This window comes from Moraxella sp. DOX410 (genome assembly GCF_032248735.1).
Lineage (GTDB): Bacteria > Pseudomonadota > Gammaproteobacteria > Pseudomonadales > Moraxellaceae > Faucicola > Faucicola tetraodonis.
Genome location: NZ_CP135138.1, coordinates 1180314 through 1195174 on the forward strand (window position 1 = coordinate 1180314; position 14861 = coordinate 1195174).

At 45.2% G+C, this 14861-nt stretch carries 10 protein-coding genes; 3 read left to right on the plus strand and 7 right to left on the minus strand.

Features of this window, described 5'->3' with window-relative positions:
* Positions 1–13: 13 nt before the first annotated feature.
* The 4 genes from RNZ41_RS05245 to RNZ41_RS05260 form a co-directional block, all read right to left on the minus strand.
* On the minus strand, positions 14–2524 hold the full coding sequence (locus RNZ41_RS05245; RefSeq protein WP_314027784.1) for a hypothetical protein: 2511 nt from the start codon (positions 2522–2524) through the stop codon (positions 14–16).
* Positions 2525–2527: 3 nt separating this feature from the next.
* Positions 2528–4642 carry a protein phosphatase 2C domain-containing protein gene (locus RNZ41_RS05250; protein ID WP_314027785.1) on the minus strand — a complete coding sequence of 705 codons (2115 nt, stop codon included), beginning with the start codon at positions 4640–4642 and terminating at the stop codon, positions 2528–2530.
* A 64-nt stretch (positions 4643–4706) separates the two neighbouring features.
* Positions 4707–5489 (minus strand): vWA domain-containing protein, encoded by a 783-nt coding sequence (locus tag RNZ41_RS05255; RefSeq protein WP_007115297.1) that lies wholly within the window; start codon positions 5487–5489, stop codon positions 4707–4709.
* A gap of 278 nt (positions 5490–5767) precedes the next feature.
* Positions 5768–6964: an amino acid aminotransferase gene (locus RNZ41_RS05260; RefSeq protein ID WP_076776244.1), complete on the minus strand. Its 1197-nt coding sequence runs from the start codon at positions 6962–6964 to the stop codon at positions 5768–5770.
* A gap of 348 nt (positions 6965–7312) precedes the next feature.
* Here RNZ41_RS05260 and RNZ41_RS05265 point away from each other — a divergent pair, with 348 nt between their 5' ends.
* The gene (locus RNZ41_RS05265) at positions 7313–7876 is read left to right on the plus strand and encodes a hypothetical protein (RefSeq protein WP_314027786.1); all 564 of its coding nucleotides are present in this window, start codon (positions 7313–7315) and stop codon (positions 7874–7876) included.
* Between the two features lie 102 nt (positions 7877–7978).
* Here RNZ41_RS05265 and RNZ41_RS05270 read toward each other — a convergent pair whose 3' ends face one another.
* Positions 7979–9109 carry an RluA family pseudouridine synthase gene (locus RNZ41_RS05270; RefSeq protein WP_314027787.1) on the minus strand — a complete coding sequence of 377 codons (1131 nt, stop codon included), beginning with the start codon at positions 9107–9109 and terminating at the stop codon, positions 7979–7981.
* Between the two features lie 174 nt (positions 9110–9283).
* On the opposite strand from RNZ41_RS05270, the gene RNZ41_RS05275 reads away from it, so the two are divergent.
* Together RNZ41_RS05275 and RNZ41_RS05280 are read left to right on the plus strand one after the other, a co-directional pair.
* On the plus strand, positions 9284–10366 hold the full coding sequence (locus RNZ41_RS05275) for an outer membrane protein assembly factor BamD (protein WP_314027788.1): 1083 nt from the start codon (positions 9284–9286) through the stop codon (positions 10364–10366).
* A gap of 87 nt (positions 10367–10453) precedes the next feature.
* The gene (locus RNZ41_RS05280; RefSeq protein ID WP_314027789.1) at positions 10454–12700 is read left to right on the plus strand and encodes a DNA primase; all 2247 of its coding nucleotides are present in this window, start codon (positions 10454–10456) and stop codon (positions 12698–12700) included.
* 12 nt (positions 12701–12712) lie between these two features.
* Here the strand turns inward: RNZ41_RS05280 and RNZ41_RS05285 are convergent, their stop codons facing one another.
* Together RNZ41_RS05285 and RNZ41_RS05290 are read right to left on the minus strand one after the other, a co-directional pair.
* The gene (locus RNZ41_RS05285; protein ID WP_314027790.1) at positions 12713–14026 is read right to left on the minus strand and encodes an ABC1 kinase family protein; all 1314 of its coding nucleotides are present in this window, start codon (positions 14024–14026) and stop codon (positions 12713–12715) included.
* A gap of 13 nt (positions 14027–14039) precedes the next feature.
* Entirely contained in the window at positions 14040–14834 is a 795-nt protein-coding gene (locus RNZ41_RS05290) for a HesA/MoeB/ThiF family protein (protein ID WP_314027791.1), read from the minus strand.
* Positions 14835–14861: the final 27 nt, after the last annotated feature.

Sequence of the window (14861 nt, forward strand, 5' to 3'; positions counted from 1 at the left end):
TCAATTTGATAAACTAATTTGACGATCCAACGACCCAGTTATATGGCGGCAAACACTCAGCGGGCACAGGATTGGCGCCGCTGCTGTTTTGCTGGTCGATAATGGCTAACACTTTCTCGGCGATGGGTACTAGTTCTGGATAGGTTTGCGGATAATTTAACATGTTTTGGCAACGTTTTTGTTGATCGTCCGTGGTATAAAACTGTGCCAATAACGACCCCACCGCGCCTTTGTCATCACTCGCTTGCAGTGCCATTGCCGCTGCCAATTCAATCATATAAGTATTGGGGTATTTGCTGCTATCACGCGGCGTTTGTAGCGCATAAAGCAAAAAAGATTTGCTATAAGGATAGTTATTTTTAAATAAATAATAAGCGAAATTGGCGGCATATTCGCCTTGGTTGGGATTGTATTTGACTGCTTGCGCTTGAAGATAAACGGCGGCTTTTGGGTCTTTTTTGCGCCAGTAATAGCTTTTTGCCGCTTCATTGAGTTGTTTGGCGAGCGTTTTATTCGTGGGCTGCTGTTTAAAATAGCCCATATCCGCGTTGCGAAAGGCTTCAAGCGAGTATTGCTTTGTCGCATTAATATCTTGGCTGTAACCGAGCTCTTGCAGCTGTTTGAGCGATGGCTCGGCAAACTCACCCACCTTGACTACGTTATCAAAAAACTCAGGGCTAATACCGAGCGTGTCTTGATACAGCTTGGCTACGCTAGTTTGCGACGAGGAAGAAAAAAAGCCATTTTGCGCTTTAAGCGCTTGCGTCATAGTGGTTTTTGCAGTCGGCAGCGATTTGATGATGGTGCTGTAACTATTTTGGCTTTTTGGTTTTTTTTGTGAATTATCATCGGTACTTGCCGCTTTGGTATTATCGGACTGATTGGTAGTGGCGGATTGATATGTTGTGGGTGTTGAGGCGGATTTTAACCTTGATACGCCATAGCCACCGATTGCCACTAGGCCAGCAATCATCGCTATCAGCCACCCTTTAGAGGGCTTTTTGACAGATACCTCACCGGTAGAAGTTGTATACGGTGGCGTAATGGATGTCGCCTCTGTAGTATCAGTGTGATGCGCAGGTTCCGTTATCGTATCTGCCATTGTATCTGGCATCCCCATTGAATGAGTCGCCGGTGTTTGGGTCGCGTCATCGACTGCACCCCCTGCACCCCCTGCATTGACTACATTGATGGGTTGGCTCGGCGTGACCCTGTGACTGTTAGCCTGAGTATTGAGCGATTGCTCAAGGCGACGATTGTTTGCCAATGTTTCATCATCCATCAAACCGCTCAAAGGCGCGCTTGGCTGATGATTTGGGTGATTTTCGGCAGTGGACGCTACAGAAGCACGGGTGGGCGGAGTTTGCCAGACGCTGGTTGTCGCTGCAGCGCTGATGGCGGGTACAGGTGTGACGGGCGTGGTTAACGGGTTATTGGGTACGGTTAAAAACAGACAGCGATGACAGGGTTTACCGACAAAATGAATGTGGCTGGCATCATTGGGATAATTTTCACACACTTTAAACTGGCGGTGTTGAACCAATCCGCGTAGATGATTTTCCCACTCGGCGGCGCTTGGACGATCAGTTGGATGGGTGGATAAAAAAGCTTTATCAAACATCGCACGGGTTTGGTCATCCCAACACACATGAATGCTATTTTTTAGCGGAGCAATCTCTGGATTTGGCTGCAAGCCGTAGGCATACAGCCGCTCTTTGATAAATTGGTCGGTGTTGCGATGGGCGGCATTTTTTAATCGGTCTGACACCGGGATAAAATAAAAAGGATGAATACCATTGTTTAAAATTTTAAACAGCTCAATCGCCAGTACAAAACGGTCGTGTTTTTCATCCAACAAACCAATATCTTTGTGTTCATGATATTCAGGACTGGTCATTTCAGGGGAGATTACAGGACTGGGATAAACGCTGCCATCACTGCCAGTAATACGATAGCTATCACAGTCGATAAACCCAACGATAAAGCCTTTATAATCATCATCCATGCCCGTGCTTGGCTCTGGCATCAGGCGCATATTGGCTTCTTTAAAATCAATAAAGGCATGCCCATGACCATGTAAATCCGCCATCAAGGCGCTAATATTGGCACACAGCTGCACGCGATAATTGAGACTCTGCTGATACGCAGTCAGTTTTGCCGCTTCTCGTGGGTACATAAAAGGATTGAGCGATAACGACCTATCAAAGTCCAGCTCTGGCATGGCATAGCCAATGAGCTCATCATGCTCGCCGACAATCAGATGTCTCACCCAAGCAAACTGGGTATACCCTACCCCATTAATCACTTCATAAATATGCTCAGGCGGGCGCGCCATCATGGCTTGTAGTTTGGCAAGGCTGGGGTTTTTGGGATCGGTGGGATTTTTAAAGATTTTTGCCACCAAATTGCCCGTGCCAAACAGATTACCAAGACGGTAGACAATGCCCATACCGCCCGAGCCGATCTCATGAGAGATAGGCAAATCAATGGTGATACGCTGATTGTTTGCAATTAAATACGGCATGGACTATCTCTTCAGATGGGCAGATGAGGTGGGTAAAGCGGCTAACTCAGTGCTAGCAGTAGCACTCATATGATTTACTGGCTCAGTAATACCCAAATAGTATAGCTGTATTTGCTGATTGCCGCTAGAATCGCTGACCGTGCTAGCAGGCAAACCCGTAGAGGCGGTAGCTGCTGTATGGCTGGTAGAGCTAGTTAAAATTTCTGCTAACCCTTTATCGAGCGTCAGACTATCCAAGATTTCCGTATTTTTGCTTAACCCAGCTATTTGGCTTATCATCGATTTGATAGGCAAGCTAATTTGGCAGTTGTAGTAATTCATGGTGGGCTGGATGGTGACACCCAAACTTGTCAAATCATGGGTATCGGTAACTGGCAAGCAGCTTGCTTTAGCGGCAAGTTTGACAGCATGATTGTTAAATTGTGAGTCGCTCAAAGTAGCCGCCAAAGCAGCATCGGTATGTTGGTTTTGCAACGCTGTACTCGCTGCGCCACTGGCAACCGTTGCAGCCGATGGGTTTTTATTAGCGACCACCGTGGTAATAGTGGCGGATAACAATGGCTGATTCACACCATTTTTGTTTTCGTTTTTAGTGTCGTTTTTAGTTTTAGCGCTGCTTGTTCGTTTGGAGTTTTGCTCGATGACATCGATAGACTGACCTTGCGGACTGGCTACTATCACCTTTAGGATGGGATCATCGCTCGGATTGCCACTATCGGTAAGCGTTGCGGCTTTGCTCAAATCAATGACATAAGAATCATCCAGTGTGTGCGCGGTCAGTGGGGGCGTTATAGCCGAGGTGGGCGTTGTGCTCGCCACCGATGCCGCAGTATTGGCATTGTTGACAGTTTGCGTGGGCAGCAAGCGATCTTTATTTATCCAGCCCAATACACCTGTGCCAATGAGCATCGCGGCGCCAGCCATCATAGCAGTATTACGCCGCTGTTTAGTTGCGTCACTGACGGACTGCGAAGGGGGCAACACCTGTGACGTTGTGGCAGCTGGCGTTGCAGGAGCACTCTGTACAACACTGGCGTGCGGCTTTGGGTTAGGCGCTATGTTATTGATGTTATGAGAGCTTATGTCATTAAATGCTACGTCATGAGGTGTGCTAGTGGCACGGGTATTTTTATGATTGACAGCATCGGTATGCCAGACCGTGGGGTTGTTTGGTGCGGTCGCTATGATTTCAGTCACTATAGTGTCATTCTCTAGGGTTTCATTTTGCCCCTCAACCATCGGTTCAAGGTTTTGATAATGCTGTTGATTTTTTAATAACACCACCAAGGATTTATCATCACCGGTTAATCGATAGGTCGCAGGGTTGCCAAGCGCCTGTTCAATAATCGCGCTGCCCTGCTGTGAGCTTTGACTTTGGGTTAAATTAAACAGCAAGTTGCCAAAAAAAGGGCGGTAAATTTTGGGCGTAACACTTGCGCCTTCAAATACCAAGTCCGCACAGCCATCCGACATCAGTGCAAGGCAATCCACTTGCGATAAATCAATGGGCTCAACCCGTAAGAAGGATTGCCAATTGTCTTGGGTGATAAAATGCGTCTCATTGACGTATTCATTCTTGCTATCGTCCCCGTACACTTGCAAGTTGGTAAAATAATCAATGTGAGGATGGCGGACAACAAATTGGCTAGTGGTGAGAGGACTATCACCGATTTGCACCAATAGTGCTTGATGATTAGAATGGATGAGTAGCCCAGTAAAGGTGGTGTGATAATCTCTTAGGCTTGATTCAGCGGGCAGCTGCGACTGCAGGTCGAGGCGTATTTGTGATAATTGCTCGATAATTTGCTGTGTAAGTTGTCCTAAATCAAGCGTAATGCCGCTGCTACTGACACTGCGACTAACACCGAGACTGAGCAGCATTTTTCCAATCGATTGACTAAAAAACGCTGCCCCCGCTTGGCTAAATTTTGCCGAGCCCGCCCCATCACATACCACAGCGACCATACCGTGTTCGGTTTTTTGCAAATAGATACTGTCTTGATTGGGCAGGTTGCTGTCGATATGGGATTTACCAATACTGGATGCGCCATACACTTGCCAAGATGATTGGACTGATGATTGCGATGTTTGCGCGAACGAATCCGTGGTTTGGTTCATCATTATCCCCAATTTTTTTAGGTTTTTTTATTGTCATGAGCGTTAAAGGTAATTGTCTTTACTATCAACTTTGAATGGTCGCCCACGGTGAGATGCTCCCTAATTGCACGGTTTCCCCAGGCGCAGATTGTGAGACGGTCTTAAGACTCGCGGACAACCACACAAAAAATTCGACAAACTTAACGGAGTTGAGATGCACAGGGGGGGTTAAAATCGACAGTTGCTTGAGCATCTTAACTTCTTGCACGCCTGCATCAATGGCAATCGGATAAATAATACATTGATTATTTTGCTCGGCTTGGTGACATTGATTGATAGCCGCCTGCCACACATCTTGGCTATCGGTGGGCAGACCATCCGTCATGGCAATAACCCAAGGACGGGTATAATTGATACCGTTGTCGCGTAGATTGATACGCTCTTGCTCAATCAAATTGAGCGCAAGTAACATACCTTGCCCGAGCGGCGTCATGCCATTTTCACGAAATTTAATGGGGAAAAAATCAATCGCATCTGTCCAGTCCATCATCAGCTCTGCGGTATCATTGACCCCGCCCACGATGACAATGGCTAAACGCACACGGTTACGGGCTGTTTCATCTTTCATCAAATCATGATAAAACGCCTCAATCCCTTCATTGAGCATATCGATACGGCGTTTGTCGCCATTGCCTGAGCGTATCGCCATTGAGCCTGACAAATCCAACACCAAAACGCACAGGGTACGCTGGGCAACGTTATTGCCGTAGTCGATTTCTCGAAACTGGGGGGTGAGGGCTTGCGGGATGGATGGTGGCGTAGACTCAGCTGGGTTTTGAAAATTGGGTATGGGGTTGTGGGCGACCATAAAGATATCCTATTTTTATTAAAATTATTGTAATCGGTATCTCAGCAAAAGCCGATACGAAAAGCAAGGTTTTTTGTGGGGATTTAATTAACAACCCTCAAAAATATTTCTACAATCTTACCAAAACGGGCTTAAATACTTCCCCGCCCCGTTAATCATAAGTCATAACCCATCACTTATAAATCGTAAGCCATACGTCATAAAAAACCCCTAACACGCGGTTAAGGGTTTTGATTATTTAAACTATCTTAGTTTTTTAACAGGCTTATCTAATAAGCTTAGTCTTTTAACACTTCTGCCATGGCATTGGCTACATAGTCGATATTGCTAGCGTTTAGACCGGCAACCGAGATACGGCCATTAGCGACCATATAGATACCAAAATCTTTGATAATGCGCGCTACTTGCTCAGGGGTGAGACCAGTATAGCTGAACATACCGTTTTGCTTGGTGATATATTCAAAACTGCGACCGGGTAATTTGGCTTCTAAGCTGTCGCGGAGTTTTTGGCGCATGTCTTTGATGCGATCGCGCATCACATACACTTCTTGCACCCATTCATTGAATAACGCTTCGTCATTCATCACGATATCAACCACATGACCGCCATGCGAAGGTGGGCTTGAGTAAATGCGGCGGATATTGAACTGCAATTGACCTTGTACCGCTTTGGCTTGTGCTTCGTCTTTACACACCACAGATAAACCGCCAACGCGTTCACCATACAATGATAGATTTTTTGAGAATGAGTTACTGACAAAGAACAACAAGCCCATGTCCACTGCTTTGCGAATCGCATAGACATCGGCATCCATGTCTTCACCAAAGCCTTGATAGGCAATATCCATAAAGGCAAGCAAGTTTTTCGCTTTTACCACTTCAAGCACTTTATCCCATTGCGCTTGGGTCAAGTCAACGCCCGTTGGGTTATGACAACAGGGATGCAGCAACACCACATCATGGGCTTGCAAGGTATTTAAAAAGGCAATGAGCTCATCAAATTTGATGCCATTGGTCGCTGCATCATAGTAAGGATATTTGCCCACCGCAAAACCAGAACCTTCAAAGATACCAATATGGTTCGCCCACGTTGGGTCAGACACATAGCATTTGGCTTGTGGAAACCAAGCATGAATAAAATCAGCCCCGACTTTGAGCGCGCCTGAACCACCGATGGTCGCTGTGGTTGCCACACGCTTATCTTTTAATACTTGTGCATCTTTACCAAACAATAGGTTTTGGCAAGCAGCGCGATAACCTGGCAGACCGTCCATTGGCAGGTAGGGACGTGGTTTTGGTGGATTAGCGATTTGTGCTTCAGCTTTTTGCACACAGTTGAGGACGGGTAATTTACCGTCATTATCAAAATAGACACCCACACCCAAATTAACTTTGTCGGCACGTGGGTCTTGTTTATGCTTGTCCATCAACCCCAAAATCGGGTCACCTGCATACGGTTCTACATGTGAAAACATGAATAGCTCCTACATTTAATTGATAAGTTTGACTGCTAAAAAATTTACGCTAACGTGGCATTGCCCAAATATTCAATGTCAACGGATAAGGATAAACCTTGTAACCCAATAAAACAACCGTCACGCCTATTTTTTTGCTGGTCTAAGCGCTTTAATTAGCAAAAATTCAAGCCTATCAAAGTGTCCTGTTCAATGGGTTAATTGACCCATGTAGTTACATTTTTTCACAGCAGCTATCGCATAAATTGCAAATTTTGCGTGTTATTTACATTTATAACTTATATTTCTATCAACAATATGCGCATAATAATTTCATCAATTCCATGTGTATTTTTGAGGAAACACAATATGATGATGACCGCTATAAAAAAATCCCAAATCGTTGCCGCGTCAGTTGCGGTGATTGCCATGAGTGCCGTGGCAACGCCCAGTAATGCGCGCACCGTTAAAGCCGCCGCTAAGAAAACGACAACGGTAACCACGACCCGCGTGGCGCCAAAAACCACAACAATTGTCAATCAACATATAGATGGCACGAGCGATACGGTGATGGTTCGCCCTAATGGATTTACCATCGTTGACGGTATGCCATTTTACCCGACACAAATTGTCACCACGCCGACCTATCGCACCGTCTCTACGCCTGTCGTCACTACCACAGCCCCTGTGGTAACAACAGCACCTACTACAACACTGCCTAGTACAACTGTAGTATCAACATCGAATGTCAATACCACCACCCCAGTGACGGTACAAACAGGCTCAGGCGCGACAGTAACCGTGTCAAAACCTGCCACCGTTGTTTCTACTACCACGACAACCCCTGTATTGCTACCCGCATCAACGCCCGCGGTAGCGACAACGACCACCGTGCCTGTCACGACCGCACCGGCTATTATCGTTAATCCTTAATCGGTTATTCCATTAAACCGTAAAAAGGACTCGGCACTGATAACTTGGGTATTGGTCATAAGTTGACTAAAAATAGTAGTACGATAAAAAATTATGGGTTTGCTAGGGCTTTAGGGTGTCGAGTAGTTTTTGCATGTCTTCGGGCAGGCGTGCTTGCACTTTAATAGGCTCGCCTGTTTTTGGGTGGATAAAGCCAAGCTCATAAGCATGTAGTGCCTGACGCTGGAACTGTTGCACGATGTGTTTTTGGTCGTCATGCAAAGTTTTTAACAATATCGCATTTTTACGAGCAGCGCCATATAGGGGATCTCCGAGCAAGGGGAAACCTAAATTTGATAAGTGTACACGGATTTGGTGGGTGCGCCCTGTTTCAAGACGGACGCTGACCAATGAGACAGCGTCGCTTATCGCTGTGATTTTCTCAAGATGGGTGACAGCGGGTTTGCCACTACCCACCACCGCCATTTTGGTGCGCTGGGTCGGATGGCGACCAATGGGTGCATCAATGGTGCGATGGCGGGCAAGCTCAGCCGCGGACGCTAACACAATCGCTTGATAAAGCCGGTACACGGATTTGTCTTTAAGCTGATTAATTAGATGCAGCTGGCTTTGACTGTCTTTAGCAATCACCATTAAACCCGATGTTTCTTTATCGATGCGATGTACCAATCCTGCTCTAGGTAGCGTGCGGCTGTCAGGATAATGAAAAAGCAGCGCGTTGACTAGCGTACCCGACCCATTGCCTGCGCCAGGATGGACGACCAAACCTACTGGCTTATTGATGACTAGCACCGCCTCATCTTCATACAAGATATCAAGTGGGATATTCTCGGGCAAATCTTGCTGTTGAGCGGTCAAACTCGCTTTAAGCACCAACATATCATTGGGCTTAAGACGATATTTGGGTTTTTGCGCTGCGCCGTTTACGGTTAATTCGCCTGACTCAAGCCAATTTTTAATTTGCTCACGCGAATAGTCGCTAAACACCAAGGCAGCAATTTTATCAATGCGCTCCCCTATTTGCTCAGAGTTGACTGTATAATTTTGGACAATTTGATGACTGCCAGCATCGTGGGTCTGCAAGTTTTGAGTGCTTGGGTGTGGTTGTGACAGGTTTTCCCATTCTTCTTCGAGTTGATTGGTGTTGTTTTGAGTCATAGATTCAGTCGTAGATTCAATGTTTGATTCGATTGGATTTAAGTTGCTCGGATGTGAGGCGATTGGCGTGGTCATAAACATATCAGACTTAGGGTATATGGATTTGCAAAATTAATATGCGCGGATAGGTCACAAAGTATAACGTTTCGTGATAGACTTAGTGAAATTTTTAATACAATATTTTGCATTCAGTTTTGAACAATAAGTATTATGATGGGCAAATATTTTTGCAATAGATTTGAGGTTCGTATGCATCATCTTTCCAAAGTTGTGGGTGTCACCGCAATTACTCTGGCTTTGACCACTTTATCTGGCTGTCAAACGCTAAAAAATTCAAAATTGTTTGGTGGCAAAGACGAAGTCGTCGCGACCAAAGCTGAAAAAAGCGAACAAGGCTACTACCAAGCAGCGTCTGACAACATCAAAAAAGGCAACCTTGCTAAAGCGATTAGCCAGTTAAACGATTTGCGGACTTTCTATCCTGTGGGTGATTACAGCGAGCAAGCATTACTTGACTTAATGTACGCGCAGTACCAGCATGGTGACTATTTGGATGCCATTGCCAGTGCTGATCGTTTTATTCAGTCTTATCCATCCAACCCGCAAGTTGACTATGCTTACTATGTTCGCGGTATCTCAAATATGCAGGCAGCATCAGGCGGCGTGATGAAATACACCAAGCTTAATCCTGCACACCGTGATATGGGCTATTCGCGCATTGCGTTTAATAACTTTCAACAACTGATTAATCGCTTCCCAAACAGTGCCTATGCCCCAGACGCTGCGCTACGTATGCGTTATATTTATAACCAATTGTCAGAAAGTGAGATGGATGTAGCGCGCTGGTATATTAAACGCAAAGCCTATGTGGCAGCCGCCAACCGTGCTAAATGGGTGTTTCAGTACTACCCACAAAGCGAAGCGATTCCAGAGTCTATTGCAACCATCGCCTATAGCTATGACAAACTGGGAATGACCGATACCGCCAATCAATATAAACAACTACTTCGTATCAACTATCCTGGTCTGATTGATGCGCGTGGCAACGTCAAACTTGACAATACCCGTACCGGTTCAAACTGGTTAAATAAAGCCACATTGGGCGTGCTCGGTCAAAGCTCACAAAATGCTGCTGTTCAAGGGCTAGCCCAGCAGTCAGGTCAATACTCAGGCAACACCAAGCCACAAGTGATTCAGACTTCAATTCAGCAAGCTGCGGCAATGCGCCTGCCAAGTCCGGCTACTACGGCAAATGATGAAACACCGACAAGACCACGTGACACTACAATTGGTTTAGGTCTGCCACCTGACAATACCAGTCAAGTTAAATAATCTATAAACCCTGTTAACATTAGCTAGGTTTATCCTAGCTATTTTTTTTCAATCAGCTAATTTTTAACTGGAAATGCGCTTTTTACCATGAGTAACAATGCCATCATTGATCAAATCATTGCCAATGCCGATATCGTCAAGATTATTGGGAAGCATGTGGAGCTCAAACGTTCGGGCAATGAATTTAAAGGCTGTTGCCCTTTTCATGGAGAAAAAACCCCCTCATTTTTTGTCAATCCGCAAAAAGGGCTATATAACTGTTTTGGCTGTGGTGTCGCAGGCAATGCGCTCACCTTTTTAAAAGAGTACGAAAATCTCACCGCGGGCGAAGCACTCAAAGAACTGTCCCGTCAAACGGGGATTGAGCTGCCCAAAGAACCTGTCAACAAATCGCATACCTATAAAAAAACACCCATTCAGCCCAAACCTGCTGTAGCGCAAGCAAGGCCATCATCTCATCAAAATCTGGCTCAAAGTCCCGCTCAAACTCTCTCTGACTCAGATGTTGCCGAGCGTCCGTCTATTGCCAATGCAGAGGCTTTGTGGATAGACGCTTTTGATGACTTTCAAACGTCTGATAACTTAGATGCCAGCTTTATCCCTTTTGGTGAGTATGATGATGCAAGCGTTGGCGGGTTTTCACCCTTTGATGACTTGACTAATAGCAGTCCGCAGGATAGTTCATCGAGTTTATACGACTTACTGACCCAAATCTGCCAGTTTTATCAACATCAATTACAGCAAAATAGCTTTGCCCAACATTATTTGCTCAAACGTGGTCTGACGCCGCACACTATCGAAGAATTTGCCTTGGGTTTTGCCCCAAACGGTTGGCAACATCTTGAAGAAGCCTTCCCCCAAGACATCGAAGGGTTGAAAATCTTGGGATTGGTGCGCACCTCGCAAAATGGGCGTGATTTTGATTTGCTGCGCAATCGGGTGATTTTCCCCATCCGCGACCAACAAGGACGGGTGATCGGCTTTGCCGGTCGCACCCTATCTGATGATGAGCAGCCCAAGTATATCAATTCTTCAGATTCACCGGTATTTCATAAACAAGCCGTGTTGTATGGTCTTTTTGAAGGGCGCAAGGCCAAAGCCAAAGACTGGCTGGTGGTTGAAGGTTATATGGATGTCATCAGCCTTCATCAAGCAGGCGTGTATGGTGCAGTTGCCTCCATGGGAACAGCGCTGGCGCAATCACAAATCGAAAGATTACTGCAATTTAATCCCAGACTTACTTTAAGTTTTGATGGTGATAGTGCAGGACAAAAAGCCGCTTGGCGTGCCATGGAAGTTGGGTTGCCTGCGCTCACTGATGGCAAGGAATTACACTTTTTGACACTGCCAGATAATCATGACCCGGATAGTTATGTCAAAGCGCATGGTATGTTAGCGATGCAGCAACAAATCGCCCAAGCCGTTCCCCTATCAGCCTATTTGTACTCAAGTCTGACGCGTCAATATCCTACCAATACCCCTGAAAATCGCAGCAAAATTTTGCAGCAACTCTCTGCGCTGACCCAAAAACTGCCAAAAGGCAGTTATGGGTGGTTACTGCGTGAAGACATCAAGAACAAAATGGGATTGGGGCGAAAAAACCAAGCACGGCAAGCGCAAGATGCCCTGCTCAATTTTGATAGCGAATTGACGGTACAACTGCATCTGCAGCTATGTTTTTTGTTTCAACCAGAGCTATTAGGCAGTCTGGAAAATAACCGCATTAGCCAATCTGTCATCCGTGATATTTATCAGCGCAGCGAAGCGGCTAATGTTTTTAAACCGAGACCCCCATCTACCAAACCAACAGCCCCGATTCGATTGGACGAAAATTCAACTGGTGACACTGATGTTATCAATGGTGTTATCACGGATGTCCTCACGGATGTCCTCACGGATGCGATGAATGCGCCCTGCAAAAACTATGATGAAAGTTGCTGCCTAACTTGGCAAGCCATTGCCGATGAAGAACTATTGAAGTTGATTACTTGGATTCAAACCATTCAATCAAGATTGCAGGATTTTGATAACCCAAACTGGTCAACTTACGAGCGAATCAATGCCAAAGCACATTTTATACTGGCGGGCTTGACATCAGAGCAGCAAAATAAACTTATCAAACATTGGGCGCGGTTTTTTAAAGAACTTAGTCAGCGCAATATTGATGATATCTCAGACCTGGTGACAGAGTTGGTGGTTCAACTGATGTTAGAAACTCTACAGCGCGAACAAAAAACCCTAAAAGCAGACTTAAAGGCGCTGAGCCTATGTATCAAACACCACCAAGCGATTTCAACTTGGCTTAGAACATGGCTACAGCGCAAAGAGGATTAATTCATCGCGTGTTTATGCCATTTTAATCCGCGCATCATGAAACATATCCATTTCAGGGGCAAGTACTTTCATAAAACGGTCAAAATATAACAGCTGCTTGGTCAGTAGCGCAAAATCTCTTGGAAAGTGAATACCATGGCGTTTACCGACTTCCACCATTTCAAGCAACATTTGGTTGATTTCATCAGTATGATCTTTTAATCGGTTTGGCATGGTTTGGTCAATGGTTTTTCCCATAAACAAACTATCTTCCGCCAAGATTTTTTTCATCACTGACTCAAGGTCTTGGGCAAGGACATCGACATTGACTTGCTCTCGCGCATGGGTCATATCCATTTCAACCATATAATGCGCCATGCCGCGATAGTCTTCTTTAGCAAAACTATCCATCATCCCCATACTGGCTTGCCACGCTTTGGGTTCAAGTTTGCCTACAATCCCAAAATCAATAAAGCCAATACGACCATCGGTCAACAACATCAAATTACCGGCATGCAAATCGGCATGAAAACTATTGCACAGCATCAAGCTAGAAAACCACGTGTTTAAAGTATCTGTCATCACCTGTGCGGGGTATTTGCAGTATTGACGCATGGCAGCATCATCAATCATAGACACCCCAAAAAACCGGGTCATGACAAGTACTTTTTTGCTACTGATATCATGATAAACATCGGGCGCGACTACTTTATGATTGTCGGTTTTTTTCAAAAAATCTTGGAAATCATCAATGTTTTTGGCTTCTTGTAAGAAGTCCGTTTCTGCTGCCATGCGCAAACGGATTTCATCAATAATGGGTGAAATACTGGCAAATTTTAGCGATGGTGCGATACTATCAATCAGTTTAGTCAACCCAACCATCATGCCTAAATCGGTTTGAATGATGGTATCTACTTCAGGTTTTTGCACTTTTAACACCACATTATCGCCATTTTTTAAAATAGCACTGTGAACTTGGGCGATGGATGCAGATGCTAGCGGTTTGACCTCAATACTTTGAAAAATATCCTCTAAGGTCTGCCCGTCTTTTTCTAGTTCTTGTCTTAATACACCTTCGATATAACTGTAAGGCATGGGCGTGGTTTGATCTAGACAGCCTTGAAATACTTCAACATATTCTCGGGGAAAGATGGACGGGGTACTGGCAATAAACTGACCGATTTTGATATAGGTAGTACCCAACGCTTCAAAGCTTTGGCGCAGCAGCGTTGGGGTTATTTTTTCACCTTGGGCGATGCGCAGCCCTGCTTTGCCAGCTACGGTTGCCGTCTTCCCGACCCGCTGAATGACATTTAAGGATTTTTTCAAAAAGTGATTTTTTTGCATGATTGACTCTAGTTTAAATTACGTCTGTGATAGCGGATGGTTGGCTACAAATCTCGCAGTTAGCGTCTTTACGATAGTGAAGTTTTTTAAGATTCATGGTTTTGCCGTTCCATAGCAATAACGTTTGCGCTATAGGATTGATGCCCAGTCCCAAAAAACTTAAAGCCGCTTGGGCTTGAAGGTTGCCGATAATTTGGGTAGTACTGGCAAGCACGCCGCTAGTGGCACACGTTTGCTCATCATCTCCTGCCCCTTGAAATAAGCAATGATAGCAACCCTGCTGTGGCGTAAATAATGCCAGTTGCCCGGTTTGCGTAATGGCAGAGGCTGATAATAGTGACAAATTTGACTTGACAGCGATGGTATTAATGAGGTCTCGTGCTTTGAAGTTATCTGTGCAATCACAGATTAATTTGCTTAGGCTATTTATTTTCGCTTGTTCAACCATTTGTTGATAATTATCGGCTGTTAAACGTGCTTGTATGGCGATAACATCACAAAATGCATTAATTTGATTTAATTTAGCTTTGGCTACCAGCGCTTTAGATTGACTGATATCGTTAGGGGTAAACAACGACTGCCGCTGCAGATTGCTCTCATCAATCGTATCATCGTCAATAATAAGCATTTTGCCAATGCCAGCACGGCACAAGGTCTCTGCAAGTGGGCAGCCTAGCCCGCCCATCCCAATAATAATCGCACAGCTATTTTTTAGCCGCGTTTGTGCTTCTATATCCCACCCTTCTAGCAATATTTGGCGGGCATAGCGTAGCATTTCTGCATCGGTTAATTCTGTTTGTTCTGACATAGTTGTTAAATTTCACATATTTACTTA